This is a genomic window from Paenibacillus sp. AN1007 (assembly GCF_040702995.1).
Lineage (GTDB): Bacteria > Bacillota > Bacilli > Paenibacillales > Paenibacillaceae > Paenibacillus.
On record NZ_CP159992.1, the window covers coordinates 6,199,945 to 6,225,370 of the forward strand.

The window sequence follows — 25,426 nt, forward strand, 5'->3', positions numbered from 1 at the left end:
GGTCTTATACAAGAGAAATCAAGGGGGACCATGAAAATGATGAATTGGATGAAAGCGGCATTTGGAGCGCTGGGTGCAGTCGCTTTGCTAACAACAGCTGCCTGTGGAAGTACAGCAGAGCCGGGGGGCAGTGAAGCAGGGGGCAAAACAGCCACCGATATTACCGTGAAAGATAATACCAATACTTCCGTCTACCAGAGCCTTAAGCTGGAGAAAATAGATAAACTGCCTAATATGCGGGGAATCACTTGGTTAAGTAAGGGCTCCGTCGTCACAGATAAAGAAAACACCTCCATGAAACCCGTTAGTGTAGAGGGAGAAGAACGGTATCCGCATAACCTGTATAAGTATGATCTCGCGAAGGGCACAGATACAGCGCTCAAAGAAAGTGAAGTTAATTTGGGAGCACCGCAGGTGTCACCGGATGGACAGCATCTGTTCTACTGGGAGACGGAGGAAACAACGGGCTGGCCCTTCATTTTAAACCTGCAGAGCGGAGAAGCCGTGGCAGCGGGTAAAGAGGATGGATTTATTCAGGAGGGTGCATGGCTGGACAATGAACATGTCGTTTTCTCGAATATGAAAGGAGATCTGATCTCGGCTGCACTGGACGGCACCACGAAGGTACTGGTTGAGACAGGTACTTTTAACGTAAAGAGCATCAAGGTGGCAAACAGCGTGGTCTATTATATTACCGGAGAAGATGGACAGTTGAATGCGTATGATGCAAAGACGGGCGAAGTAAGACAAGTGCTTAAAAGCGCAGAGTGGGTTATTCCTTCGAACGACGGGACAAGACTTGCCATTGTGAAAAAAACAGCAGATACGAAACGGGCGCTGGTGCTCACCGATCTGGAAGGAAATGAGAAGGCCACACTTGCCAGAGGCACACAGATTTTTGGCACAAGCTGGTCGGGTGATGACTCCAAGATTGCGTACACGATTAATTCCGATAATGATAACGAAAAAGGGTTATTTGTTTCCAACACCGAATCGGCAGAGCAGTTTCAAATTTCTGCGGATATGGACAATGTGTCCGATCCGGTAGCCTGGAGCCCCGAAGGGGACAAAATGCTGCTGTCACAATCCGTGATGGAGAATGAAAAATATCATTTCGTGACATCGATCATTACGATATCAGAATAGGCTTCACATAAGGGGCCTGTTCCATATCTTTCATGCCTTTCTATACATTTATATTGACTAAGTTAATCTGCTTCCGATAAACTAGTATGCAGGAATATATAGTCGAATGGTAGACAGCAGTTCGAGACCATGTTTCGGGCGGCTGTTTCTTTTCTTTTTCTTCAAGTAAGGGTGCAGCGTAGGAGGCTCGCCGGAGGAACCGGCCAACAACATGGAAGAGGAACAGGTGATATACATGTGTAACAGCGCGTACCGCGTGCTTTTATATTATAAGTTCGTGAAGATTGAAGACCCCGAGACGTTTACGCAGGAGCATCTGCAGTACTGTAAAGACCTAGGGGTGAAAGGCCGTATTCTGATTGCTTCCGAAGGAATCAACGGTACCGTATCGGGAACGCCGGAGCAGACGGAGCAGTACATGAAGGACATGCATGCAAACCCGTTGTTCAAAGACATGGTGTTCAAGATTGATGATGTGGAAGAGCATGCGTTCAAAAAAATCTTTGTACGTCACAAAGCAGAACTGGTGACGTTCCGCGTAGATGAAGAGCTTGATCCGAACGAGATCAGCGGCAAGCGCCTTTCGCCGAAGGAGTTCCACGAACATCTGCAGCGTGAGGATGTGATCGTCATCGATGGTCGTAATGACTATGAGTATGAAATCGGTCATTTCCGCGGGGCGATTCGTCCCGATGTCGAATCGTTCCGCGAGTTCCCGGAATGGATTCGGGAGAATCTTGGCGATATGAAAGATAAAACCATCATTACGTACTGCACGGGCGGTATTCGCTGCGAGAAGCTGACAGGGTTCATGATCAAAGAAGGCTTCCAGGATGTTGCCCAGCTTGAAGGTGGTATTGTCACGTACGGTAAAGACCCTGAGGTGCAGGGACGTCTGTTTGACGGTAAATGTTATGTATTTGATGAGCGAATCTCAGTGCCGATTAACCGCACCGATGAAGATATTGTCATCGCCAGCTGTTATCACTGCGGAACGACACATGACCGATATATTAATTGTCCAACCTGCAACCTGCAGCATGTGTGCTGTGAGGATTGCGAAGAGACGCATAACCGCTTTTGCTCGGATGCTTGCCGGGAGGCAGCGCCCGTACACGCATAAGCAGGAGAGCAGGTGCTGAACGTGAAGCGTGAAGAAGAACGTACAACGCGTGAACGGATTTTGTTCATGCTGAAACAGCAGGGAACGATGACTGCACGGGAAATCACTGCAAAGCTTGGACTGACCGGTATGGCGATTCGCCGCCATCTGACAGCACTGGAGCAGGACGGCTGGATTGAAGTACGCGAGGCTCGGGCAACAGCGGGACGACCATCGTCGGTATACCATCTGACGGATCGTGGAGATAGTTATTTTCCGAAGTCTTACTCTTCCCTGACACTGGAGCTGCTTGAAGAATTGTCAGACACCGCAGGTGGTAGTGTCGTGGATGCCCTTTTCGAAGGCCGCCGTGACAAGCTGCTTCGCAGCGGCTTGCCGCAGATGGAGGGGCATGACCTCGCGGGACGCGTGGAGGAACTGGCACGAATCCAGAATGCCAACGGGTATATGGCGGATGCGTCCAGAGAAGAGGATGGCACGTATGTCATCACTGAGCTGAACTGTCCGATCGTACAAGTCGCGAGTGTGTACAAGCAGGCCTGCCGCTGTGAACTGGAGCTGTTCCGCTCGCTGCTGCAAGCAGAGGTGGAGCGCACTGAATGTTACGCTGACGGCGGCAAGAAGTGCAGGTATCAGATTCGTGAAGCGTCGGGAAATTAAGTGAGAACGAGAATGATCTGAGCAGAATAATTTGTATAAAGAGATGGTCTTGGTATATCGAGGCTGTCTCTTTTTTTGATAAAAAATCACGTTTTTACGAATTAAATTACGTATTTACGTGTCAAAATGGAGATAAACCTGCTATAATGGAGTTCACATCTTGTGCATGCTGCATCTTTATATCTGTAGGCATAGAGCGGATATATATTGTTAAATTTGCGCATAGGAGCGAATAGTGATGAATGAACTTCTTGATCCCAAGAACGATTATGTGTTCAAGCGTATTTTTGGAAGTGAAGATAACAAGGATGTACTTTTGGCTTTTCTTAATCAGACATTCAAGAATGCAGGAGAATCTCTTTTAACAGAGATTGTTTTACTAAATCCATACACGGACAAGAATACGCCGAGAGAGAAGCAGTCCATATTAGATATTCATGCAAAAACAGATAAGGGCAAACTCATTAATGTAGAAATGCAGTTGTTTAACCAGTATGATCTAGAAAAAAGAACGTTGTTTTATTGGGGGAAGCAATTTTCTGGACAATTACTCGAAGGGCAGCGTTATAATGAACTTAAGAAATGTGTAACCATCAATATTATAAATTTCAGTATGCTTCCTAATGATCAGTATCACAACATATTTCATTTAAGAGAGGATCATACCAATATACCGTTAACCGATGATTTAGAAATTCATTTTATGGAAATCCCTAAGTTAAATGATAACAACATCAAGATGGATGACGGATTAGTGCGTTGGCTGTTATTTTTGAGGGGGATAACCAAATCCAGCTGGGAGGCGTTTATGATGCATGAATTGGAACCTGCTTTGAAAAAGGCCATGAGTGTACTCGAGTTCCTAAGCCAAGATGAACAGGCGCGCCAGGAATACGAAGCACGGCAAAAGTTTCTGCGAGACGAAGCCTCGATGATTGAGGGAGCGAGGGAAGAGGGATTAAAAAAAGGTCTTGAGGAAGGAATCAAAGAAGGTATTAAAGAAGGTATTAAAGAAGGTGAAGCTGTGAGTAAACGCAAAATTGCGCAAAATATGCTGGCTCTTGGTCTTGATGAAGAGATTATCATTAAAGCGACAGGACTAAGCTCTTCTGAATTGGAAAGCATCCAACAAAATAAATGACCTTAATATGTCAGTTTCCTAATAAATCAGCAAGGCAATTCGTATATTCTACGGATTGCCTTTTTTTGATAACATGTAAAGAAACCTACCATATTTATTCTCCGAAATGAAATTGGAAGCGGTTCAACCATTGACGGAAGCCGGGATGCACTTTAATATTAGGAAAACAATAAAAGAGCAGCACGGTATGGACTTCAGTCGCATGCCCAAAGTCTAGATTTGTCTGCTTTTGTCGATCAAAGCAACAATGCGTTGAAGCGTTCGTTTTATCCCGCCTTATCGTATCGACGGAAGGTTGACGGAGCAGCGGTGTGGGGGATCACATTTTAACAAATGGAGAGGGGTTCTTACAGATGAAAAAGAAGTTTTGGATGTCACTGATGATGGCTGCTTCGATGATCGTGGCAGCAGGTTGCGGAAATAACAGCGGTTCAGGCTCGGAGTCCAAAGGATCAGACAGCACAACAGGCGGAGGCAGCGCTGAAAAGTCCTATCAGATTGCTATCTCCCAGATTGTTGAACATCCATCACTGGATGCAACACGTGAAGGTTTCATCGCGGCCCTGAAAGACGCAGGCATTGAAGAGAACAAAAACCTCAAGATCGATTACAACAATGCACAGGGGGATTCAACGAATAACCTGTCTATTGCACAGAAAATTGCGGGTGATTCCAAAAACGACCTCGTACTCGGAATTGCTACTCCATCTGCACTGGCCCTCGCGCAGCAGGTGAAGGACAAGCCGCTCCTGTTTGCTGCTGTAACCGATCCACTGGGTGCCAAGCTCGTGAGTGACATGGACAAGCCGGGCGGCAATGTGACCGGAGCATCGGACACGAACCCGGAAGCCATCGTGCAGCTGGCTGACTTTATCGCGAAAAATATGCCAAACGTGAAGACAGTGGGATTGGTGATCAACGAAGGTGAACCGAATGCCGTTGTCATGGCTAACAATGCAGAGAAGGCTCTGGCAGCACATAACATCAAGCTGGTTAAAGCACCAGTAACCAATACATCGGAAGTAAAACAAGCGACAGACTCGCTGGTTGGCAAAGTTGACGCGTTCTACATTACACTCGACAACTCCGTCGTGAGTGCAGTAGATACGATTATCCAGACAGCAAACAGCAATAAAATTCCATTCTTCTCCAGTGACCGCGATACGGTGGAGAAAGGCGCATTTGCGACCGTAGGCTTCAAATATTATGACCACGGCTACCAAGTTGGTGAGATGGCTGCGGACATTCTGAAAAATGGAACAAAACCAGGCGACATGAAAGTTACCGTACCGGATAAGCTCGATCTGATTCTGAACCTGAAGGCGGCTGAAGCCCAGGGGATTACGGTAACGGATGAGATGAAGGCCGAAGTGAAAGATCAGGATAACAACATTATCAAATAATGAGCCAATGAACAAAACGGCCGGTTTCATTTATGGTGCAGCTGGCCGTATGACAATACTTCGACAGACGGATTCGAGGCGAACGTACAGAGGGTTCGCCTCATTTTTTTCGATAGAGATAGACAGGGAGGAAGCAGTGTGAGTATAAGTTGGAATTCCATTGAAGGGGCAATCGAGCTGGGACTGTTATATGCGCTGATGGCACTGGGTGTATACATTACGTTCCGCATTCTGGATTTCCCCGATCTTACCGTAGACGGAAGTTTTACTACAGGGGGCGCAATTGCGGCGGTCATGATCTCCAATGAGTACTCTCCTTGGCTGGCCTGCTTGGCTGCAATGGCTGGCGGAATGATCGCTGGAGCCCTCACGGGTCTGCTGCATACCAAAGGCAAAATTAACGGACTGCTGTCCGGGATTTTGATGATGATTGCCCTATATTCAATCAACATGCGCATTCTTGGCGCACCAAATAAATCGATTATGGGCGTAGAAACGCCGTTCTCAGGTGAACATGTCATGATTCTGATCATCATCGTTGTGCTGGTATTCAAAATCATGCTCGATCTGTTCATGAAAACAGATATCGGTCTCGCACTTCGTGCCACAGGAGATAACAAACGAATGATTCGCAGCTTCGGTGCGAACACAGATGTGACTACCATTATTGGTGTAAGCCTGTCCAATGGACTCGTGGCCTTGTCTGGTGCATTTATTGCCCAGCAATCCGGGTTTGCAGATATTACGATGGGCATCGGGATGATTGTCATTGGTCTGGCTTCCGTCATTATTGGCGAAGCGATCCTCGGAGCCAGAACGGTATTCTGGGCAACGCTGGCGGCTGTAGTCGGCTCAATTATTTACCGTATTGTGGTTGCACTGGCCCTGCAGGTGGAATGGTTTGATACGTCCGATCTCAAGCTGATCACGGCTGTTATCGTTATTATCGCACTCGTCTTCCCGACGATGCAGCGTTCAATGAAACAGCGCAGTCTCGCTCGCAAACGAACCGAAGAGCTGATGCGCTCCGGCGGCCAACAGGCAAAGGGGGGCATGTAGCATGTTAGAGATTACACAAGTTACGAAGCTCTTTAATCCAGGCACAACCGACGAGAAAACGGCGCTGGTTGGAGTAAACCTGACAATGAATCCAGGCGATTTCGTAACGGTCATTGGCAGTAATGGAGCCGGAAAATCAACCCTGATGAATATTATTTCGGGAGTCATGAAACCGGATATGGGCGACGTACTGATCAATGATCGATCGATTAAAAATTTGCCGGAGCATAAACGCAGCAGCTGGATCGGTCGTGTCTTTCAGGACCCGATGGCTGGAACGGCACCGCATATGTCTATTGAAGAGAATATGGCAATGGCGTACAAACGCGGCAAGGGACGCGGACTTGGCTTTGGTGTGACCCGTGCCAGACGTGAAATCTTTAACGCGCAGCTGGAGAAACTGGGAATCGGGCTGGAGAAACGCCCGAATGCCAAGGTGGGTCTTCTGTCGGGCGGCGAGCGTCAGGCGCTGAGTCTGCTGATGGCAACGTTCACTCAGCCGCAGATTCTGCTGCTGGATGAACATACGGCTGCACTTGATCCATCTCGTGCAGAGCTGATTACCGAGCTGACAGAGACACTTGTTCGCGAGATGAGGCTCACTACGCTCATGGTGACTCACAACATGGAGCAGGCTATCCGTCTTGGCAATCGTCTCATCATGATGGATAAGGGACGAATCATTCTCGATGTCAGTGAGGAGCGTAAGCGCACACTCACGGTGCCTGAGCTCCTCGGCGAATTCGAGCAGATTAGCGGCAAGAAGATGGCAGATGACCGCGTTGTGCTGGGATGAAATTTAGAGCACAGGGGGTTCCTTTGAGGGATTCTTGTTAGATTAGATCCACATTTAATATATTAACAGGGCTCTTTGCGTTATCGCAAAGAGCTTTTTTTATGGTATGTTGAAGAGGCCCGAGATCGGGATAGAAACCAGAAATAAGAGTCCGCAGAACAGCTGGATAGAAAAGAAGAGAGACATGATAGGTACTTGAGAGATACGTAAGCAGGAAGAGATAAAGAAGATCGCTGACCTCTCCTATTTTACATAGAAGCACACAAGGGGGAAACGAGGAATGTCTTTGCAATTTGATGAGAGCACTTATACAGTATCCCAGCGTATGGACTCCATCCGTCTGTTGGCGAAGGAGTTCGCACTCTTCCATTTTCTGTATAAAAATAAGGATAAAGCCTTCACACGCAGTCAACTGTTGGATCGGGTGTGGCCGATGGAATACCCGGTGGAACGCACCGTAGATGATCACATCTATCGTCTGCGTAAGAAGCTGAAGTGCTGGGATGAAGTCAGTTTGGATACAGTACGCGGCTATGGTTACCGATTAGCTATACGGGAGAATAGAGCCATGCTGCCTTCCAAGCCTTCGATCCATGATCCCGAGATGCAGGAAGTTGTTCATGGACTGCTCCGTAAATATCATCTGTTCGGCCAGGGTAATTCAATCCAAATGCTGGTACGTCAGCAGGAGGCACTTGGCGTGCAGATCGAACCGTACTACCAATTGTACCTGCATTTTATACAGGGAGATCTGGATTGGCTGCTGAACACAGTGGAGTTCCCTTTGGAAGAGCGTCTGTATTGGCTGCTGATTTATGTGCATGCTTTCGTTGAACCGGCGGAAAGTCTGCTTTTATACAAACAAGCGATTCATTCATCTGTACTGCCTGCAGTGCACCGTCAGGAACTGAGAATCCTAAATATTATTGATATCTATGCCGAAACAGGCAGGTATCAGGAAGCCAAGGAGCAGCTCGAAGAAACGTATCGCGTGATGGAAGCAAAACAGTTAATCTATTTCAAGCTGCCCGTGAGTATCGCCGCATTGTCTGTGGAGCTGTGGGGTGGAAGCGGCGAGGCCGTTGAGGAACAGATGAATGTTGTGCGTGCACAATTAAAAGACGCCCCCTATCTGAGAGAGATTGGCCGTTTTCAGGTGCTGGAGGGCTGCTGGCTGCTGCGGCAGGGGCGGATAAGAGAAGCGGAACTGCGAATGGACGACGGTCTGGAAGTGTTGAAAATGTCACTCCATGCACCGCTGGTTCTGAATTCAGCGTATCAAATTCTTCTATTTATGAATCACCATCGCACCGAGGGGAGACTTCGCAATAAATATCAACAAATCTATGCGGAGATTAGTAAATCGTACGGCGCATCCATCTACGGGCAGCAGATCGTGAAGACGATCCGCGATTTTTTATCTTCAGATTCCTCATCCTCTGATCTTCCTCTGACATAACACCTCTAAGATTACAGTCAAGGAACATTTAGCTTACAAGCTGGCTGTAATCAAGGGAGGAAAACCAAAGATGACCAACAAAAAAACGATGATGGGTGAGTCGAACTTGTCCAATGCAGCAGATCCACCCAATTCAACTAACCCAAATAACCCATCTGGTGAATCTACTGTCCAAGCCCCCAGAAGCCTTTGGGCTAACCTTAGGTTTGTGCGTCTGTTTATGGCTTACGCGCTCGCCACTTTTGGTGATTGGTTCGATGCACTGGCCATCCAGGTAATGGTGGCTTATCGCTGGGGTGCTGACCCGTTAATTATTGCGCTAATCCCCGTCTGTATGGCGGTGCCGGGTATCCTGTTTGGCTCGGTCGCCGGTGCACTGGCGGATCGGCTGCATAAAGTCAGAATCATGCTTCTCTGTGATGGTATTACCATCGCCCTAACGGTGGGGATTTTATTCGCCCCAAGCCCGGCATGGCTGCTTCCGCTTCTGGCGCTGCGTGCGATGATGAGTGTATTTCATGTTCCTGCCCAGCAGGCGCTGACCCGCCAGATCGTGGCAGAAGAACAGTTATTCAAGGCTTCATCCCTGAACGGATTTGTGAATCAGTGTGCGAAGATAGCCGGCCCTCTTCTGGGTGCAGTCGTACTGGCCTTTTTCTCTCCGCAAATCTGCATTCTGATCAATGCATGTGCCCGCCTGCTATCAGGTGCTGTACTGTGGCCTTTGCGGCGTTTGGTGGAGAAGCAGGAGTTTGCTGTATCCAGCGATCCTGCTGGTCATGATGTAAAGGAGTCTAGAAGTTTGTTCATTCAGTGGCAGCAGGGGTGGAAATATTTGCGTCGTAACCACACCGTAAGGAATACCATCGTGTTTGGGTGTTTAGGCCTGATGTCTATTTTAATGATTGAATATCAATTTACGACCCTATTCCGGGAGATTAAGCCAGGTAATGAATCCCTGCTCGGCTGGCTCGGTTCATCCGTTGGCGCTGGAGCGGTTTTGATCATTCTGCTGTTAGATCGTTTGCCGAGAATAGGGTATGGATGGGGTCTTGGCGGTGGGTACTTCCTTATTGGTACCGGAATTGCGGCACTAGGCTGGGTTGGTCCGGATACTTCGACAGCATGGATTGTTGTCATGGGGCTCTGTACGGGTCTGGGGAATGGACTGTTTATGGTTACGATGAATTATTTGCTGCAAAAAGAGACCTCTCCTGACTATGTAGGACGTGTATTCGGCATTCAAAATTCATTATTCAGCGTTGTGCTGGTTGCTGCCCCGCTGGCAGGCGGTGCGCTCATTCATTTGGCAGGGCCAAGTCCCACCTTTCAGATGATCGGTATGGTTACGCTTGCGATTGGGCTTGGCGGTATCTTGTTACAGCATATGTTATGGACAGTTCCGAGCTCTTCCGCTTCGAAAGCAAATCCGGAGTCTGCTGCATAAGGAATTTCGTGAAATGTTTGTCTTTCAATAACAAATAGCCGCCTTCGGTACTTATCCGAATGTGGCTGTTTTTGTTTTCTGCATCGGAAGGCTTAAAGACATCCGCTCAACTTTCCCACCAGGTGAGATACGTTGTGGAGGCCAGCAGGCCGGCAACAGAGAGTGATCCGGTTACAGTCAGATTGATGGCCTGACCTGGCGGAATCACATATTTACCAAACTCATTGGACTGAAACGGCCCAACTTGCAAAGGCATAGATACCAATGTTGTCGCTCCCGTCGGAGCAGATGTGGAGAAGCGCACTGCAGCAATACTTGTATTGGTGCTGGAGAAATTGCTGTTTACTGCAGGAAGTGTGCTGGGAGAAGAAAGGGTGCCGTTAGCACTCAGAGTCATGGTACCGCTGAAGGAAGACAGCAGATTGAGTGCAACCGTTATGCCGCCGGATAAACGCGAGACATACAGCGTTCTGCCGCTTAAGGCCGGATTCGCGAGCTGCAGCGCTGCTGTGACACTCCCTCCAAGCAAACCGAGTGTAGTGGAGTTGGTAGATCCTCCGTTATAGAGATTGCCTGTGCTGCCCGCACTGTTCTCAGGTGGGGCAGCAATGCCTGGCGAGATATAGGTGTTTGTATTGAACGTATAGACGGGTCGATTTAATGGATTAAACACATTGTTATTCGGCACGATATACACCACCTTGGCTCAAAAGTTAAGCTAGAATTCCCACCAAAACAGATTAATGGCTCCAGTCTGGTTGCCAATTCCCAAACTAATGGAAAGTGATTGTCCGGGCGGTACAACAATCGAGCCATTCAAGTCCAGAGCATACATGCCCGCGGTGAGCGGTATACTGAGCAGACTTGTGAAGGTCCCCCCTAGCGTCCCTGTATTCTGCCTTGTTGTCACGATGCTGGTATTGGCATTGCCCAGTAATGTATTCACAGGCACGGGTGTGCTGCCGACGGTTACGGTTCCGCCTGAGTAGAGCACAAGCGTGGCTGCCGCGGTTGTACCTCCCGAGAGACTCGCGATCCGTATCGTTCTGCCGCTCCCGGCTGCATTCAGAATTTGCAGCAGCAGGTTCTGGTTGGATGGAATTAACGTATTGTTCGTGGTCAGGGCGAAAAAGCTGCCTGCTGCTGCCGCACCAGTATCCGGTGCGGCCCCGATTCCCGGAGCTGTAAACGTGTTGGTTAGTTGTGTAAATATAGGTCCATTGGACTGATTAAACACATTCGTATTGGTCATGCCGATTGACCTCCTACGGACGGATAGAATAGAGGAGAAGTAACGCGCGGCTTCCCTTTTTCGCATGTCCTCATTACCAGCAATATATGTAAAAGGGAGATGGAGCGTTTGGGAACCCGGGTACGAATTCCCGAATAGCGGCGAATGCCGTGCCCGTATTTCCATTCCGGGCATACGATGCGTAAGCACATTTTTTAAGGGGAAATCGAGATGAGTCGATCAGCAAAGCGAAGCAGGAAGAGAACAAAATTCTCAATCAACCAGACATTAAGACAGAAAACTAAATATGTCAGCCGCCGCCCATCCCGTTGTTCTCGCCAAGCCAAACTGCTGAAGCCCCCTTGTTCCCGGATCACTCGTCCCCGGTTCAAACAGGGTGCTTTCTCACGCACGAAACTCCCTGGTGCTGCTCACTGTTTTACAGAGCATACCTATTCTGGAGCAGAGACAGGTCAAGGTGAGAATGCACTTCCGCCGCAGGACACCTCATCTCTAAGCATGTACAGTTATGGCGTGGTAAATCGCGGAGCCCATCCGGCGATCGTCCAGATTCAGATCAGCCCGAATGCTGTGGATTACGCGGTAGATAGCCAGGAAGTGATCGAAGCAGGTCAGACCAAGGCACTTGTGCCCGTACGATTTCTGCATTATACCCGGCTGGTCATCCTGCCTGTGAACCCGGGCCAATCCACCCGGCTTGATGTTTACTTCCAGGCTCAGCGTATGCTCGTAAGGTAGTTTTATTACACAGAATGTCCAGGGAGGAGGACGAGGCTCATGCCTAACTTTACAACGTTTAATACGAATCCGGATAACTTGAGAACGCTGATTTTTGGTCAGGATAGTACGGGTACGGCCCAGCCCGTCAGAACGGATACAAGCGGAAATGTAGTAGGTATCATTCTGGACGGAACGATTAGCAATATTTCGGGTCTTACCACGGTGACGATTAACGCAGGTACAATTACTAATTTGCTGAACGGTACAATCACGAGCGTACTCGGTGCAACAATTACGGCAGGAACCATTACGAGTGTCTTGGGTGCAACGGTAACAGCGGGAACACTGACGAACTTGCTGAACGGTACAATCACGAGCGTACTCGGTGCAACGATTACGGCAGGAACGATTACGAGTGTCTTGGGCGCAACGGTAACAGCGGGAACCCTGACGAACTTGCTGAATGGTACGATCACGAGCATACTCGGTGCAACGATTACGGCAGGAACGATTACGAGTGTCTTGGGCGCAACGGTAACAGCGGGAACCCTGACGAACTTGCTGAACGGTACGATCACGAGCGTACTCGGTGCAACGATTACGGCAGGAACGATTACGAGTGTCTTGGGTGCAACGGTAACAGCGGGAACGCTGACGAACTTGCTGAACGGTACGCTCACCAGTGTGCTCGGAGCCACAATAACCGCCGGAACGCTGACGAATCTGTTGAACGGAACCATTACAAATGTACTCGGTGCGACAATCACAGCGGGTACGATCACGAGCGTACTTGGGACAACGATTACAGCAGGAACGATCACCAGCGTACTTGGGGCCACAGTCACAGCAGGAACATTGACCAATCTGCTGAATGGTACCATTACGAGTGTTCTGGGCGCGACAGTCACTGCCGGAACATTGACGAATCTGCTAAACGGAACCATTACCAGCGTCCTTGGTGCAACGATTACTGCCGGGACATTGAGCAGTGTAACATCCATTTCACAGAAAAGTTTTCAGGAGAATCAGCTAATCGGCACGCCGACGGCTAACACGTTCACACCCCTACCTGCTGTGACAACCAGTGTGTTTGGCACATATTCTTTCTTCGTATATAACAGGGGACCCGGACTGAACAGGGTGGATGCTCAGGTAGAGATCAGTGCCAACGGAACCAACTGGTATACAGATGTGACTACGGTAACTGGTATTTTGTCGGGTTCTGTAGATGTTCTGGTACCGCAGCGATTTCTGAAATACACCCGGCTCTCCTATCGTTCAAGCCTGATTGGTGCCCCCAGCACGATTGACGTGTTCTTTAATGGACAAGGCACATAACCAGTTCTGCCGTCATATAGGTACATGGAGTTCACTTTGGTGGGCTTCGTGTACTTTTTTGTATTGGAGGTGGATGTGGATGCAGAACCGATTGCTTGGCATTCATATGATTGTGCAAAATGAAGAACGGCACCTGTCCCGCTGTCTGAACAGCTTGAAACAAGCAGGATTAGAAATGTTTATTACAGATACCGGCTCATCCGACCGTACACCTGATATCGCCAGAAATTATGGTGCGACCGTACTGCACGCCAGTTGGGAAGATGATTTTGCCAAAGCTCGAAATATTAGTCTGCCTTTGGCAGCCTCGGAATGGATTCTCTGCCTGGATGCTGATGAGTATGTCATTGAAGGCCTGGAAGAGTTAATGCATGTTCTGCCAAATGTCCATAAAAGCGTTACGAGATTACGCATAACGATAGAAAATCAGCTCGGTGATGGACCGGAGAACAAGGTTCTATCCTATCCGGTACGCTTGTTCCGTGCACATCATGGTTATCGGTACACAGGGCGTATTCATGAGCAGTTGGTAAGGCAGCGCCATGAAGGGTGTCGCGGGGACGATACCCCTGCAGTGAATGAGTCTGGAAGGCGAACCGATGCACGTTCAGATTCACCAGAAGCCAGGACAGCGGATGAAGAAGCAGTTCTAGAACCGCTGATGCCTTTACGTATACATCATGATGGTTATCTGGCATCGGTCATCACTGCAGGTGATAAACCCAAGCGGAATCTGCGTCTGATTGAGCTGGAACTGGCGGATCAACCGGCACACCCCTTCCATCTGTACAATCTGGGAGTAACCCATTGTCAGCTGGGTAGTCTGGAGCAGGCGGCGGATGCATTCACTGAATCGCTGCGGCTTGCTGCACTGCAGGCCCCTTACCGTCCTACTCTGGTGAAAGATTTAACCAAAGTGCTTACAGCACTGAAGCGTTACGAAGAGGCACATATGCTGCTTGCCGCCGAATGTCATCGTTACCCTGCATATGCAGATCTGCATTTGATATATGGCGAGATTCTGGAGTGCCAGGGTTTGCAGGAACGGGCGTATGGGGCCTATGCACGGGCGAGCACCTGTCACTCCAGACAGGATAATCAAGAAAGGGCTGGCTCGGATGAAGCAGTAACCGAGCCTGTTTACGTAACTGAAGCGGGCTCAGGTAGTTACCGGGCATATACATCCATGGCCCGGCTCGCACAGAAGCGGGGATTCGTGCAGGAAGCTGTTGGTCTATACGAGCTGGCGCTGAAGCATCTGTCCACCTATGAGCCTGCATGGACGGGGCTGGCAGATGCGCTGCAGCAGCAGGGGATTTCGGATGAACAGATTGCAGATCGGCTGCTGAACTTGTCTGATCTATTGAATCAGAGAGATTCGACCGATCAAGCAGATCAGTCGGATAGCCCCCACTGCTCTTGGGATAGAGGGACCGAGCTTATCCAAATCGTCTATGCCCTTGCTGAATGTGGAGCATACAAGCAGGCACTGCAATTACTAGGCAGTGAAGCGTCCGACCTCTGTATCCCTGCGGGTGATCGCATTCATTGGCTGCTGTGTGCAGGCCAAGTCACAGATGCATGGCATCTCGCTGAGGATCGTTGGGGAGAACCAAGCAGAAAGAACAGGAAGCAGGTCGACAGCGGATTAGTCAATGCTGCCGAGGTTCAGGGAGTTACGACTGGAGCCCTTCGAGCAGTGGAGAAAAGTGACTGGGCTCTGGCCTGCTGGGCGATCGGAAAGAGGTTAACTCCCTCTTTTCTCGCGACATCAGCACCACCGGAGAGGGACATGTGGAAGGTAGCAGACCGACTGCTGTATGAGTACAGATATCAACCATCTACTAGCTATTCCTCAATAGATGTGACGGAAGCTCAGCTTCTGCAGTGGAGCGAAGCCGCACAGCTTGCGGCAAAACAAGTCGTAACCCGGGCGGTTCAGAGCGGCCAGCTGTTGATTGCGCAGGAGCTGCAGGAGCAGTTTTCCAGGATTATGCCGGGACATGAGAGGAACAAGTCAGCAATTCGGCGGAGTTTTGCAGGTCTGCTCTATCGATATGGATATACGATGATTGCTGCCGAGATGCTGATTCAGTGTATGACCGAGGGTGAGCTGGATGCGGAAGGGCTTTTTTGGCTTGGGGAGACGCTGTATGCGAAAGGGCACTCGGAACAGGCGTTGTCATTGTTTGAACAGGCACTGGAACGTAGATCAGATCTCAGTCCAGCTCGTGCCGGAGCAGCCGTCTGTTATCTGCGGATGGCTGTTGAGATAATCCGTCAGGAACAGATTCGTTCCCCTGAAAATGCAGCGCTTGGGGCTCAACGGATGGCTTTGGAACTGCAGCTGCGGACTGCCGAGGGCATCCCTTGGCGGACCGTGTATTGTGCAAAGGAGAGGAGGAATCACCATGCAGGCACAGCAGCACCAGATTCATCAGGGTCAGGCGCAGCGAATCTCCCTGTGCATGATCGTGAGGGATGAGGAAGACGTGCTGCCGCGCTGTCTCGAAAGTGTACGCGGTGCAGTTGACGAGGTCATCGTAGTGGACACCGGCTCGTCAGATCGGAGTGCGGCGATTGCACGGAAGTATGGCGCGAAGGTCGTTGAGTTTGCGTGGTGCGATGACTTTGCCGCAGCACGGAATGCTGGCCTGGAGCAGGCTTCCGGCGACTGGATTCTGTTTCTTGATGCGGACGAGGCACTGGAGCAGGCAGCACGGGAGCAGCTCAGAAGCTGGACGGCAGTCAGCGGATGTGACGGATTGTTTTTAAACATTCATAACTATACGGGTTCGGGTCAGCAGGGCGTAACGGTTAATCCGGTGCTGCGTCTGTTTCGCAATGCTCCTGGGCACCGGTTCAAGGGGCGAATTCATGAGCAGATTGCCGCAGCGATCTGTGAGCGAAATCCGGAGGCTGCGTTTCATGTGACAGACATGGTCATTCACCATTACGGGTATCAGACGGAGATTGTGGAGCGTAAAGATAAGGTGAATCGCAACGTGCGTCTGCTGCAGCAGGCTGTGGCAGAGGAGCCGGGCCAGCCGTTTCATCACTATAATCTGGGCGTGGAGTATTTGCGTGTAGGTGAAGCGGAGCAGGCACTCGAATCGTTTGGCAGAGCTCGCAAGATGATTGATCCGACGACAACCAGTTATGCTCATCTGCTGTTGAAATACGAAGTTCGCTGTCTGGAGCATCTGCAGCGCTGGCAGGAGGCTCTGGATTGCGTGGATGGGGCGCTGGAGTTGTTCCCGGAGTACACGGATCTGATGCACCACCGTGCCATCTGTGCGGATGCCATAGGGGACACGGCAGCAGCGGAGAAATCGCTTCGTGAAGCCATTCTGCAGGGACCGCCGCCGGCGATATATCACACCGAAGAAGGGATGGGCACATACCAGACATGGTACACCTTGGGCCGCCTGCTGGAAGGGAAGGCTGATCTGGAGGGAGCTGTGGATGCTTATGTGGAAGCCGTGCGTGCGAAATCCAGTCTGCTGCCGCCGCTGTATCGTATATTTCGAATTATGCGGGTATCCGGTCAGGAACAGCAGATTCCAGCGATGGCTGCGTCACGTTTTGCGATAAATTCGGAGGAGGCTTTGGCTAAAGTACTGGGTATTCTGGAGCAGTGCCGCTGCTGCGATGCAGCTCTTGAACTGCTTGGAGAGATGTCACCTGTACCTTCCGGGGAACAGCGGGAGAAACGATCTGCTGCGGAGGCATTACTTCATATCCAGCGGGGAGATTGGGGCAAAGCGCGTTTGAAATTTGAAACCGTGAAGCGAAAAAAGGGCTCAATGGCATCTCTGGCTGGCCGCTGGCTTGAACGAATGCAGTGGTTGGAGGGAAAGGAAGCAAGTCCAGGTGATTCCCTTACACTCTGGCTGATGAAAGGCGCACAAGAAACCAATAGATCTGAACTTCAAAACAAACCTGACAGTAAGAACATCACGAACACAGTTCGTGAAGGGATGTATGATGGCTGGCAGGCAATCGGACTGATGATGGAAGGGTGCGTCCGGTCTGGAAGATGGCAGGCGCTGCATGGATTAATCCAAAGAGGACGTCAGCTGCTGGAGGAAGTGGATCGTATAGCGGGGCAGGGATTGAATCAGAAACAGAGTACTGGCAGTGAACCGGAGCGCTGTGGGACTGAAAGAGAACGCCGGGAGAGCGATACGAAGGGAAAACGGAGTGAGCAACCTTTCCCGGGAGCGTCAGATACTTTGAGCGGCACAAGCTGGCTCGTTAAAGGACTGATTAGTGCGGCCGATCATCATCTGGCACAGCTTGTACCTGGCAGCGAACAGATGGAGCAAGAGAGGCAGCGTCATGCGTACTGGCCTGTCATTCAGCATATAAGGCTGGAATTGCCGGGAGCAGATGGATTTGAGAGCTGAGCTGAGAGACAGAAGTCGTGAGCAGTAAAAGTGAACGTTAAAAGTGAACGTTAGAAGTGATAAATCAGAGCGGGGTAGACTTCTTTGGTAAAAACGCAAAGGTGAGTAGTGAAAAGAGACATGTGCAGTAACGGCACAGGCAGAGAGGCACAGAAAGGAAATATGAAAGGAGAAACTTGAGAAGAAAATCTAGAAAGGAGGGGTGACCTAAACAGTCCTGATTGTTGTGATAGTGCAGCCTTTGTTGAAGGGAGGGATGGTGCGGGTGAGGGGTGGGATCAGCTTATGTATGATTGTGAAGGATGAAGGCGGGTTTCTGGATCGTTGTTTGAATTCGGTGAGCAGTATGGTAGATGAGATTATAGTTGTAGATACAGGATCGACGGATGATTCAGCAGCGATAGCCCAGCGCTACGATGCAGTGGTCATTGATATGGAGTGGAGTGGTGATTTCAGTCAGGCACGTAATCTGTCGCTGGCCGCAGCGAATTATTCATGGATTCTGATCTTGGACGCAGATGAAGAATGGATGCAGCCTTTTCAGACGAAATCGGAGCTGATGGAATGGCTGGAAGCCGGAAGTGAAGAGGTCTGGGGGTATTGGATTAAGGTAACGAGCCTGCTGGGCACATCAGGCGAGGAACGTGTAACGGATGAAGTCTGCCGTCTGTTTCGTAATGATCCCCGGATTGCCTTTCGCGGAAGGATTCATGAGGAAGCAGCTTCTTCCATTCTGGCTGTTATGCCGTACGGGATTCGACACTCGGTAATAGAGATTATTCATTATGGCTATTTGGATAAAATCATTGCCGCCAAGCGTAAAGATGTCCGGAATATGCAGCTCATCCGGCTGGCTCTACAGCATACACCGGATCAGCCAGAACTGCTCTATGCGCTGGCCGCCGAGTGGTTTCAGCAGGCCAAGTATGATGAAGCACTTCGATTATTGATGCCGCTGCTCGCACGGCTTGAACCGGAGTGTGGTTATCATTCTGATGTGGTGCTGAAAACAGCTTATGCCTGGAGAGAGCTCGGCCAAACTGAGCGGGCGCGATCCGTGGTGGAGACGTGGGCTTCGGTATACGGGGATTTTCCGGATTTGCTGGAGCTGGGCGCCGTACTGGAATTGGATCAGGGGCGGGTTGACCTTGCCCTGAAGTGGTTAAAGCGAGCGAAGTCAGGTGCATCGTCAGCAGGTCGGTATACTTCTGTGTCGGGTGCGGGAACCTACCGCAGCCTGACACTGGAAGGAATGGCTCATGAGCAGGCTGGCCGCTGGCAGGAAGCGGAAGCCGCCTACATGGCGGTGCTGAGCATGCAGCCGGGCAATCGGGCAGCTTGGCAGCGACTGCTGCTGCTTGGCGCAGCCACGGGACGGCCGCAGGCCATTGCCAGTGCGGCCGAGGGAATGAGCCTGCCGCCAGCAGCGCAGCAGGCAATGGTTTCGGCCGCGCTGGCTGCGCATCGGCCGGAATGGCTGCTGCGCCATGCGGCTGCGCTGGGCCCGGCAGTGCGGATGCAGCCGCTTGCTGCCGGGCTTGTGCTGGCGCAGCTGGGTGAGCATGCATCCGCCAGTGCGGCAATACGGCCTTGGCAGGCGCATGCGCAGCACGGGCCGGAGGCTGCTCTTGCGCTGTGGGCGCTGGGACACAAGTATCGGAGCACAGGTGGGCGTAGAGCAGCATGCCGGCAGGCAGTCGTACCCGAAGCGGCGTTTGCTGCCGAGAGGCTGCTGCAAAGCGGGAATGCATCCGCCAGCGGTGATGTATACAGCCAGAGGCTGCAGACAGATGCACAGATTCGGACACAAGCGGATTCGCAAAAACAGGCGAATGCAGTGATGCAGGTGCAGGGCGGGGGAGAGTCCCGATCGAAGACGCGGATAAATGCACAGATAAACGCACAGGAAGGAGCGGATGCAAAGACCGAGGCACATGATCGTGCACCTCGGCCCAGCAGCCTTGTGCTGCCAGCAGCAGCTCCGCAGCCCAGCCCCGTGCCTGCGCTGCTCGCGCCCGCACAGGCGCTCGCCGCCGTAGGGGCGTGGCCCGCATGGCTTCGCCTGCTGCAGGCACTCCCGCCGGGCGGCGCGCTGGCGCTGCTCACAGCGCTCCCGCCTGCGGCTCGCTGCGGGCTGCTGCGCGCACCCGCACGCGTCCGCGAAGGCCTGCTTGCGCTGTGCGGCACGCCCGGCAGCGCGCAGCAGCCCCTCGCGGACGAAGTGCCCGCCCCTGCTCGCGCAGCGCATGCGCTCTTGGCGGGCACGCTCGCGCTGCTCGCCGGGCGGCAGGGCCTGGCACGTGATTGGGCCGAACATTCGGCCCGGATCACGGCACAGCAGGCTGCCGCCCAAGGCCGCCCGGCGCAGGTCCAGCCGCCGGGCCTGCAGACCCTGCTGCGCCTGACGGCTCCCGGCGCAGCCACCGCCCCTACTTTCCAGCAGCAGTGCAGCATGCTGCTGGTGTACCTGTAATCCGGCTGTGCCCCTGCCGGACAGCACAAGGATGCCCCTTCTTTAACAGAGCAAAAAGTCGGGGCATCCGGCAGACGCTGTACCCAGCCTTATTTTTCATCAATATCCTGTCCGTATTTGAAACTTCCGAACCCTTCCTGACTAATTAAATGGAGCTGTATCCAAATGCCCCGGTTTCCAAAAGAACGGCCTAATGCATTTCAGAAAAAGCCTAATACACAGTTCTAAGGACACTGCTGTAGTAGTTCATCCGGTAATCCCACATTCTCACATTCCATGTACATTTCACAGTGTGTTCCCCATGCATACAGTGTGTCTCTCACGGACGGTATCCTTTATCCGTCTTACAGATCACAGCCCGGAAGCAGCGGATGGGGGCGCCGTACATATCCGAGGAAATGGCGTCATCCGGTTCTTCTACATTCAGCTTATCTTCAATGGTCAGCCCGGTGACAGCCATGATCGTTTCCAGCAAATCCGGACGCATCTCGGGTACATCAAAGGTGGCGATTAATTGTCCATCCCGCTTTAATACCCTTGCAAATTCACGGAAAGCTCGCAGCATTGTGCCGGTATCCAGATGTTCCAGCACAGAGATGCAGAATACGCGGTCAAACTGTTCGGCAGCATACGGCAGCTGAGCCAGGTTGGCCTGTGTGCGGTTGAGCCGTGTCAGGTAGAATTCCGGCAGCTTCCGGGCTGCCTGTTCACCGAAATCAGCTGCGATATCCAGCCGAATCGCCTCTTCGGACAAAATGCGTTCATCCCAGTCGCATGCGTGAACCTCACGGCAGTGTTCAGTGAGCCAAAATTTGAACGGGTGAGATATGCCGCAGGCCGCATCCAGCACGACATCATCCGGGCGCGCGAACTGGCGAGCCCACTCATACTCATAAGGACGACTCCACCATGCGGGGTGAAGTGGAAAGACCAGCGTATCTGTCTTCGGATCGTTCTGCCGAATGTACCGTGATTCCATGATCTCCGCGGCGCCGGGTGTATCCATCATGTGTGAATTCCCTCCTTCAATCCTGTTTCCGCTAAAAAAGATTCCAGCACCCTGCTCCACCGGCTGCGCCATATGGACAGATCATAGGACAGCGCAGTTTCACGCGCGTAGATGCCAAGCCGCTCCCGTTCGGCGCGGTCCTGCACGAGACGAACAAGTGCGGCGGACAGTGCTTGCTCCCCTGGAGGAATGAGCAGTCCGTTGAAGCCGTCCTGGATCAGATCATTGAGCCCCCCGACGTTGGAAGCAATAACCGGAAGACCGCAGCTCATCGCTTCCAGACAAGCGTAGGAGGTGCCTTCGGAAAATAACGTAGGGATGACAACGATATCCGCCTGGTGGTAGGCGCTGCGAATATCTTTGAAATCGTACGTATGCTGCCGAATTCGTGCTGTATGTGGATGTGTGCGCTGCCAATAACGAAAGGCTCTGCCAACGGTACTGCCTTCCACCAGTTCCCCCGCAAATTCAACCTCCACATCCGGGAAAGCTCCCAGGAGCTTATCTGCAGCGAGCATCATCGGAATAATGCCGCGTTCGCTGCTGATACGGCGTGGATATAAAATACGAACAGGGCGGGGAGGAGACAGAGGCTTATCGTCCTCAGTCTGGTCCTGTGCCCTTTGATGAGGAAGAGCTTCGGTAGTTCCGTATTCTACAGAGATCGTATCTGGGCTGCCTAACGGATCTGCATAAAGACTCTTCGTTCTGACCTTTTCTTCGTTACTACTACTACTGTATGCATCAGTACTATCATGATCTGCATCCTCATGAATCGATGTATCATCTCCCGACTCTGGAGCCATCATGTGTGCATGTTCAGCAGGCACTGCTGTTTCCCTTTTCCAAGCCTCCATCCATTCTTCCTCATGACGCTGCGTGAGTGTTCTGCTTGGCGGAGCAGGGGTGAAGTAAGCAGTATCCACTGCATTAGGAATCAGCACAATTTGTTCCGGATCGCTATACATACAGGCTGCCCGGCAAAAGGTCTGGAAATGGGAGTCCACCGAGACGATGCGAACGAGTCCATCCAGTGCCAGCTGGATATGTTCGGCAACCTGACGTTTGGTGTCCAGCGGCAGACCAGGGCGATCCCAGTTAATGCCATGACATATTCCGAGACTGCCTGGCTTGTAGTTGATGGGCTGCCATAGGCAGCTTGCATAGATAATGGGTCCACGGGCTGCTGCAGCCATCCGTTCAAATGCCTCCGGTACATTCTCCATGTCATAATCGTAGCCATAGACGTCAATCTGCTCCGTTCGGGTCTGGAACGCTTCGAAATAGGACAGCTGATGGACTTCGGGAATATGACCAAGACGGCGAATGACACTGCATAGATCTAGAATGTAGCGCTCCAGCCCGCCGCCGAATACACGGCCGTATTCCCGGTTGTACCCATCGGTAAAACTATGGGTAAGTATGCTGACCACACTCATATTACAGCTCCTCCTTCCAAGGGAGCAGCCGCGGTTCGGGGTCCAGAATGGACTCATACTGGGCGGTACTGCCCCACTCCCCGTGCGGATCAATGCGCTTGTATCGTAAATATTTACGAACCCGATCTTCCAGACTGCCGGCCCAGCCAAGATGCTGTACTTTCAGTTCTGTGTGTACCCCCGGCAGTACTGTACAGGATACAGGAAGACGGGGAACATGGTGATTCTGCTGCGGGTAGAAATAGGGATATCCGGGCATGTAACGAACAAGGGATGCCGTATGGCGCTTGTGCATGGACCAGAGCTCATCCTCCCGGTAATGGGTTCGCCCACCCCACATATCAAAGAACCGGAAGGCAAACCAGTCTGCATAGTCCTGATTGATAAGCTTCCGTATGGCCTTTTTGGCTTCGGTGCTGTACAGTTCATCGGCATCAACAGAGAGAAGCCAGTCTGGATCTGTACTGACTGCTGCCTGCCACAGTGTGCTGCGAAGACGCCATTCCTCGGCAAACAGCGGTTTCTCCAGCACCTCCAGACGCACTACCTTTGGAAAAGCACCGCATATATCGGGTGTTCTATCTGTACTGGCATCATCGACAATGACAATCTCGTCCACGAATCCGCTCAGATCATGCAGCACTTCCTCGAGATAACGCCCTTGTTCGTTTCGTACTTGAAGCATGGCTGTCAGTTTGTTGTTTTTACTTTTGCGTACCCGTCTTACAGTGAAGGGCTGTGTAAAAGCATCCATTCCGGTATCCCGTATCGGAGGAGAGCCCGGGTCCTCTTCAATTCGTGAATTAAAGACGCGATGAACCTGGCTCTGCGCGCTTTGGGATTGGAAACCAGAAGACACCGCCTGAAGGCTCTGAGGAGGAGTGTTATCTCGTTTATCGGTCGTCTGCGTTTGAAGCAAATCATGCATGATGGGCCTGCTTCCAGGAGTTCTACGCTTTTTCGGGTCCATCCTTAAGGCACCTCCCCAAGCAGCTGCTGTACGGCATGATCCAGCAGCTCCATTTCCATAATCCGAGCCAGCGCATCTTCATCCTCTAGGGCCGTCTCCAGAAACAGCCTCACTGCACCGTGACGCTCTCCTCGGAGAGCTAAGGCTGTCCCGGATAACTGCCGGTACTGCATAAGGCTGGCTCCGTCCAGAATATCGATGGCATGAACCAGAGCGAGTGCGGACTCTACCCGCTCTGTTTCCTGGTAGATACGAAACTTCCAGTGTCTCGCTGTTTCCCCGCCCAGATCATCCAGAATACGCAGTGCAGTATCGTAGTCGTCATTGATGCGCAGCAGTTCCGCTTGAACCAGCTGATTCTCCCCTGCTTCCAACCAGCGGCATAACTGCTCGTAATGATGGCGTTCTTGTTCAGTGGCTGCGCTGATGCCGAACACCTGTAAAGCTTCTTCGACCTGACCTGACTTCGCATGAATGGCCGACAGGAAGCGATAATGAGACACCACACAATCCTGCCGCCCGTTGAAGACCGCATGAGTGAAGGCTTCCTGAAGCGAAGCGGCAGCATGAGAATCGTGCAGCAAATACTCATAAGCCGAGAGCAGAAAGGAGATCGTTTCATGAGGCCCCGCTTTGGATCGAAGCTGTCTGTAATAGTCCGCTCGCACACGACACTGAAGGGGTGTAATGCTGTCCGGTATACCTGACAGAACCTGCCGCAGTGCATGCAGGAAAAACAATTCATAGTCCCTCAGTGCAATCCGTGTGCTGCCTTGGTGTACATAACCGACAGGGGAGGGGTCCTCACCTCCCAGCCAGACGGATCGAATGCCTTGAAAGAGCAGTTTCATGTACCGGGTTTCCGAAGATGTGCCTACCAGATCGGCAATGCCGACAAGTCTGGAGATGCTGCTCTCCCACAGCGGAGATGCGGCTTCATCTCCTGCGGGTTCAGGCAGCAGTGCAATGCATACTTCCGGCTTTAATGAGGCCACAGCCATAAGCCAATAGGGATGTGCAACAACTGCAGCTGTGTTCGGCTCCTGTAATCGGTTCTCCGCTTCCGAAAGGGAGATCACTTGAATCGCTTCTGGCAGTTCTTCCTCCGCAGCCGTACGGCTGCTGACATAATAGAGGTTTCCTTGTTCTGCCGCCAATAGAGCCGCGATATCTGGATATGGAAAGGAAGGCCATCCTCCTTTCCGCGGAAAAAGTACGTATTGGACGGCTTCGTTTGCAGAAGGTGTGGACATAGACAGTTCTGGTGCTGCCTTTTTTGAGTCATCTGTATGTTCCGGGTTCAGCTTGGGATCTGCATCCGTTAACGGTTCGAATGGTTCCATCTGTACTCACCTCACTTAGAAAGGGGAATTTCTCTTATGTAAAAAGTCATTGCCGTCCTGTGTATCATCTGTCTGAAACTAACATATGGGCATTTGTCTCCAAACATGAACAACTTCCATGAATAGATGCAGGAGTCGAGACAAATCAGCTGCGGGCAAGCCGGATAAATAGGCTTAATTTTATCTATTGTGTGACCGAGGTCACTTTTTTTGTCGGGAAGAGGCGGGATTGTGATAAT

At 51.4% G+C, this 25,426-nt stretch carries 20 protein-coding genes; 14 read left to right on the top strand and 6 right to left on the bottom strand.

The window, feature by feature from the left end; translation table 11 throughout:
* The first annotated feature begins 36 nt into the window (after nt 1-36).
* The 9 genes from ABXS70_RS27815 (at nt 37) to ABXS70_RS27855 (ending at nt 10,234) form a co-directional block, all read left to right on the top strand.
* Nucleotides 37-1,146, top strand: a complete 1,110-nt coding sequence (locus ABXS70_RS27815; protein WP_366292564.1) for a hypothetical protein — start codon at nt 37-39, stop codon at nt 1,144-1,146.
* Between the two features lie 235 nt (nt 1,147-1,381).
* Nucleotides 1,382-2,269: a rhodanese-related sulfurtransferase gene (locus tag ABXS70_RS27820; RefSeq protein WP_342556470.1), complete on the top strand. Its 888-nt coding sequence runs from the start codon at nt 1,382-1,384 to the stop codon at nt 2,267-2,269.
* Between the two features lie 12 nt (nt 2,270-2,281).
* Entirely contained in the window at nt 2,282-2,929 is a 648-nt protein-coding gene (locus tag ABXS70_RS27825) for a winged helix-turn-helix transcriptional regulator (protein ID WP_366292567.1), read from the top strand.
* Between the two features lie 238 nt (nt 2,930-3,167).
* Nucleotides 3,168-4,070, top strand: coding sequence for an Rpn family recombination-promoting nuclease/putative transposase (locus ABXS70_RS27830; protein WP_366292570.1), 903 nt, complete (start codon nt 3,168-3,170; stop codon nt 4,068-4,070).
* 353 nt (nt 4,071-4,423) lie between these two features.
* Entirely contained in the window at nt 4,424-5,473 is a 1,050-nt protein-coding gene (locus ABXS70_RS27835; RefSeq protein WP_342553293.1) for an ABC transporter substrate-binding protein, read from the top strand.
* A gap of 138 nt (nt 5,474-5,611) precedes the next feature.
* The gene (locus tag ABXS70_RS27840; RefSeq protein WP_342553292.1) at nt 5,612-6,532 is read left to right on the top strand and encodes an ABC transporter permease; all 921 of its coding nucleotides are present in this window, start codon (nt 5,612-5,614) and stop codon (nt 6,530-6,532) included.
* Between the two features lies 1 nt (nt 6,533).
* Nucleotides 6,534-7,328 (top strand): ABC transporter ATP-binding protein, encoded by a 795-nt coding sequence (locus tag ABXS70_RS27845; RefSeq protein ID WP_342553291.1) that lies wholly within the window; start codon nt 6,534-6,536, stop codon nt 7,326-7,328.
* Nucleotides 7,329-7,608: 280 nt separating this feature from the next.
* Nucleotides 7,609-8,787, top strand: a complete 1,179-nt coding sequence (locus tag ABXS70_RS27850; protein WP_366292575.1) for a winged helix-turn-helix domain-containing protein — start codon at nt 7,609-7,611, stop codon at nt 8,785-8,787.
* A 70-nt stretch (nt 8,788-8,857) separates the two neighbouring features.
* Nucleotides 8,858-10,234, top strand: coding sequence for an MFS transporter (locus ABXS70_RS27855; RefSeq protein ID WP_366292578.1), 1,377 nt, complete (start codon nt 8,858-8,860; stop codon nt 10,232-10,234).
* Between the two features lie 106 nt (nt 10,235-10,340).
* Here ABXS70_RS27855 and ABXS70_RS27860 read toward each other — a convergent pair whose 3' ends face one another.
* Together ABXS70_RS27860 and ABXS70_RS27865 are read right to left on the bottom strand one after the other, a co-directional pair.
* Nucleotides 10,341-10,922: a hypothetical protein gene (locus ABXS70_RS27860; protein ID WP_342553288.1), complete on the bottom strand. Its 582-nt coding sequence runs from the start codon at nt 10,920-10,922 to the stop codon at nt 10,341-10,343.
* A 30-nt stretch (nt 10,923-10,952) separates the two neighbouring features.
* Entirely contained in the window at nt 10,953-11,486 is a 534-nt protein-coding gene (locus tag ABXS70_RS27865; RefSeq protein ID WP_366292582.1) for a hypothetical protein, read from the bottom strand.
* Nucleotides 11,487-11,696: 210 nt separating this feature from the next.
* On the opposite strand from ABXS70_RS27865, the gene ABXS70_RS27870 reads away from it, so the two are divergent.
* The 5 genes from ABXS70_RS27870 (at nt 11,697) to ABXS70_RS27890 (ending at nt 20,426) form a co-directional block, all read left to right on the top strand.
* Nucleotides 11,697-12,224 (top strand): DUF6385 domain-containing protein, encoded by a 528-nt coding sequence (locus ABXS70_RS27870; RefSeq protein WP_342553286.1) that lies wholly within the window; start codon nt 11,697-11,699, stop codon nt 12,222-12,224.
* Between the two features lie 39 nt (nt 12,225-12,263).
* Entirely contained in the window at nt 12,264-13,544 is a 1,281-nt protein-coding gene (locus tag ABXS70_RS27875) for a DUF6385 domain-containing protein (protein ID WP_342553285.1), read from the top strand.
* A 79-nt stretch (nt 13,545-13,623) separates the two neighbouring features.
* On the top strand, nt 13,624-16,029 hold the full coding sequence (locus ABXS70_RS27880; RefSeq protein ID WP_366292586.1) for a glycosyltransferase family 2 protein: 2,406 nt from the start codon (nt 13,624-13,626) through the stop codon (nt 16,027-16,029).
* Nucleotides 15,956-17,953, top strand: coding sequence for a glycosyltransferase (locus ABXS70_RS27885; protein WP_342553283.1), 1,998 nt, complete (start codon nt 15,956-15,958; stop codon nt 17,951-17,953). The genes ABXS70_RS27880 and ABXS70_RS27885 overlap by 74 nt, the downstream gene beginning before the upstream one ends.
* Before the next feature lie 265 nt (nt 17,954-18,218).
* Nucleotides 18,219-20,426: a glycosyltransferase gene (locus tag ABXS70_RS27890; RefSeq protein ID WP_342553282.1), complete on the top strand. Its 2,208-nt coding sequence runs from the start codon at nt 18,219-18,221 to the stop codon at nt 20,424-20,426.
* 319 nt (nt 20,427-20,745) lie between these two features.
* Here the strand turns inward: ABXS70_RS27890 and ABXS70_RS27895 are convergent, their stop codons facing one another.
* Genes ABXS70_RS27895 through ABXS70_RS27910 form a run of 4 tightly spaced genes read right to left on the bottom strand, consistent with a single transcriptional unit; the run spans nt 20,746 to nt 25,187 of the window.
* Nucleotides 20,746-21,435 (bottom strand): class I SAM-dependent methyltransferase, encoded by a 690-nt coding sequence (locus ABXS70_RS27895; RefSeq protein WP_342553281.1) that lies wholly within the window; start codon nt 21,433-21,435, stop codon nt 20,746-20,748.
* Nucleotides 21,432-22,874 carry a glycosyltransferase family 4 protein gene (locus tag ABXS70_RS27900; RefSeq protein WP_366292590.1) on the bottom strand — a complete coding sequence of 481 codons (1,443 nt, stop codon included), beginning with the start codon at nt 22,872-22,874 and terminating at the stop codon, nt 21,432-21,434. Before ABXS70_RS27900 ends, ABXS70_RS27895 begins: the two co-directional genes overlap by 4 nt.
* 1 nt (nt 22,875) lies before the next feature.
* Nucleotides 22,876-23,844 (bottom strand): glycosyltransferase family 2 protein, encoded by a 969-nt coding sequence (locus ABXS70_RS27905; protein WP_342553279.1) that lies wholly within the window; start codon nt 23,842-23,844, stop codon nt 22,876-22,878.
* A 2-nt stretch (nt 23,845-23,846) separates the two neighbouring features.
* A complete protein-coding gene (locus ABXS70_RS27910; RefSeq protein ID WP_342553278.1) occupies nt 23,847-25,187 on the bottom strand; it encodes a hypothetical protein in 1,341 nt (446 codons plus the stop codon).
* Nucleotides 25,188-25,426 lie beyond the last annotated feature (239 nt).

What these genes read in the sequence shown, in the direction of transcription:
- ABXS70_RS27815 (WP_366292564.1), top strand. Translation starts at nt 37, where the DNA reads ATGATGAATTGGATGAAAGCGGCATTTGGAGCGCTGGGTGCAGTCGCT.
- ABXS70_RS27820 (WP_342556470.1), top strand. Translation starts at nt 1,382, where the DNA reads ATGTGTAACAGCGCGTACCGCGTGCTTTTATATTATAAGTTCGTGAAG.
- ABXS70_RS27830 (WP_366292570.1), top strand. Translation starts at nt 3,168, where the DNA reads ATGAATGAACTTCTTGATCCCAAGAACGATTATGTGTTCAAGCGTATT.
- ABXS70_RS27835 (WP_342553293.1), top strand. Translation starts at nt 4,424, where the DNA reads ATGAAAAAGAAGTTTTGGATGTCACTGATGATGGCTGCTTCGATGATC.
- ABXS70_RS27845 (WP_342553291.1), top strand. Translation starts at nt 6,534, where the DNA reads ATGTTAGAGATTACACAAGTTACGAAGCTCTTTAATCCAGGCACAACC.
- ABXS70_RS27850 (WP_366292575.1), top strand. Translation starts at nt 7,609, where the DNA reads ATGTCTTTGCAATTTGATGAGAGCACTTATACAGTATCCCAGCGTATG.
- ABXS70_RS27855 (WP_366292578.1), top strand. Translation starts at nt 8,858, where the DNA reads ATGACCAACAAAAAAACGATGATGGGTGAGTCGAACTTGTCCAATGCA.
- ABXS70_RS27865 (WP_366292582.1), bottom strand. Translation starts at nt 11,486, where the DNA reads ATGACCAATACGAATGTGTTTAATCAGTCCAATGGACCTATATTTACA.
- ABXS70_RS27870 (WP_342553286.1), top strand. Translation starts at nt 11,697, where the DNA reads ATGAGTCGATCAGCAAAGCGAAGCAGGAAGAGAACAAAATTCTCAATC.
- ABXS70_RS27875 (WP_342553285.1), top strand. Translation starts at nt 12,264, where the DNA reads ATGCCTAACTTTACAACGTTTAATACGAATCCGGATAACTTGAGAACG.
- ABXS70_RS27880 (WP_366292586.1), top strand. Translation starts at nt 13,624, where the DNA reads ATGCAGAACCGATTGCTTGGCATTCATATGATTGTGCAAAATGAAGAA.
- ABXS70_RS27885 (WP_342553283.1), top strand. Translation starts at nt 15,956, where the DNA reads ATGCAGGCACAGCAGCACCAGATTCATCAGGGTCAGGCGCAGCGAATC.
- ABXS70_RS27895 (WP_342553281.1), bottom strand. Translation starts at nt 21,435, where the DNA reads ATGATGGATACACCCGGCGCCGCGGAGATCATGGAATCACGGTACATT.
- ABXS70_RS27900 (WP_366292590.1), bottom strand. Translation starts at nt 22,874, where the DNA reads ATGAGTGTGGTCAGCATACTTACCCATAGTTTTACCGATGGGTACAAC.
- ABXS70_RS27905 (WP_342553279.1), bottom strand. Translation starts at nt 23,844, where the DNA reads ATGGACCCGAAAAAGCGTAGAACTCCTGGAAGCAGGCCCATCATGCAT.
- ABXS70_RS27910 (WP_342553278.1), bottom strand. Translation starts at nt 25,187, where the DNA reads ATGGAACCATTCGAACCGTTAACGGATGCAGATCCCAAGCTGAACCCG.